This is a genomic window from Hansschlegelia beijingensis, assembly GCF_045505405.1.
GTDB lineage: Bacteria > Pseudomonadota > Alphaproteobacteria > Rhizobiales > Methylopilaceae > Methylopila > Methylopila beijingensis_A.
Genome location: NZ_JBJKEX010000522.1, coordinates 1 through 1,357 on the forward strand (window position 1 = coordinate 1; position 1,357 = coordinate 1,357).

General features: G+C 69.7%; 3 protein-coding genes. All 3 read left to right on the forward strand.

The annotated features are described in order from the left end of the window. Nucleotide 1 precedes the first annotated feature (1 nt). Complete coding sequence (locus ACIKT0_RS18315) at nucleotides 2-643, forward strand: nicotinate-nucleotide adenylyltransferase (protein WP_407106754.1); 642 nt, start codon at nucleotides 2-4, stop codon at nucleotides 641-643. A 130-nt stretch (nucleotides 644-773) separates the two neighbouring features. After that, the gene (gene rsfS, locus ACIKT0_RS18320; RefSeq protein ID WP_407106755.1) at nucleotides 774-1,154 is read left to right on the forward strand and encodes a ribosome silencing factor; all 381 of its coding nucleotides are present in this window, start codon (nucleotides 774-776) and stop codon (nucleotides 1,152-1,154) included. Nucleotides 1,155-1,165: 11 nt separating this feature from the next. Beyond that, on the forward strand, nucleotides 1,166-1,357 hold a 192-nt coding region (locus tag ACIKT0_RS18325), incomplete at its 3' end, for an RNA methyltransferase (protein WP_474998511.1).

A 1,357-nucleotide genomic window follows, 5' to 3' on the forward strand; every position in this document is an offset into this window, starting at 1 on the left:
GTTGCGCCTCCCCGGCGGACGCACCGGGCTCCCCCGGCTGCCGCCGCACGCGCCCGGCATGACGATCGGCCTGTTCGGAGGCACGTTCAATCCGCCGCATGACGGCCATCGCCGCGCAAGCTTGCTGGCGCTGCGCCGGCTGGGCCTGGACCAGGTCTGGTGGCTGGTGACGCCCGGCAATCCGCTCAAGGACAACGCCGCCCTCCCGCCGCTGCCCCAGCGCATGGAGGCGGCGCGGCGGGCGGCCGCGCATCCGGACATCTCGGTGTCGGACGCCGAGGCCGCGATCGGCGTGCGTTTCACCTATGACGCGATCGCCTATCTGACCGCTCGCTGCCGGGGGGTCTCGTTCGTGTGGATCATGGGCGCCGACAACCTCGAGAGCTTTCACGGCTGGCAGCGCTGGCGGGAGATCGCCGACCTGGTGCCGATCGCCGTGGTGGACCGCCCCGGGGCGACCTTCTCGCCATCCTCGCGGGCCGCGCACGCGCTGGCGCGCTACCGGGTGCCGGAGCGGCAGGCGCGTTCGCTCCCGCGCATGAAGCCGCCCGCGTGGTGCTTCCTGCACGGTCCGCGCTCCGCGCTGTCGTCCACGATCCTGCGCAAGGAGGCGCTGCGTCCTGGGCAGAACGCGCCGACGTGAAGATGCCGCGGTTGAAATGTCGCAGCCTCAAGGCGTATGCTAAGCATTGGCCGGAGCTGGATTCCGGCCTGAGGACGGCAGACGGAAGGCTAAAACTCTGTCCACCATAGCGCTGAAGGAGACGTCCGATATGGCGTCTCACATCGGCGCCGGAGCGCCCGCAGCGGCGAACCCGGCGTTGCTTCACCTCATCCTCGACGTGCTCGACGAAAACAAGGCTGAAGAGACCGTGGTCATCGACCTGCGGGGCAAGTCCGCCTTGGCCGATGAGATGGTCATCGCCTCCGGGCGGTCGAACCGGCACGTCGGCGCGATCGCCGACAAGCTGGTCGAGGAGTTGAAGAAGGGCGGTCACGGCAAGGTCGTGGTCGAGGGACTGCCGCACTGCGACTGGGTGCTGATCGATGCGGGCGACGTGATCGTCCATCTGTTCCGCCCGGAAGTGCGCGCGTTCTACAATCTCGAGAAGATGTGGTCGGCGGGTCGTCCCGTCGAAGGCGCACTCTCCTGATCTGAGGGCGCATGCGGCTCGTGATCGCGGCGGTCGGCCGTCTCAAGGCCGGGCCGGAGCGTGAGCTTGTCGCCCGCTATGTGGAGCGCGCCGGACAGCTCGGCCGCTCGCTCGGCCTCGACGCGCCCGAAATCATCGAGCTCGAGGAAAGCCGCGCGCGCCGGCCCGAGGACCGCAAGCGCGACGAGGCGGAGCGGCTGCGG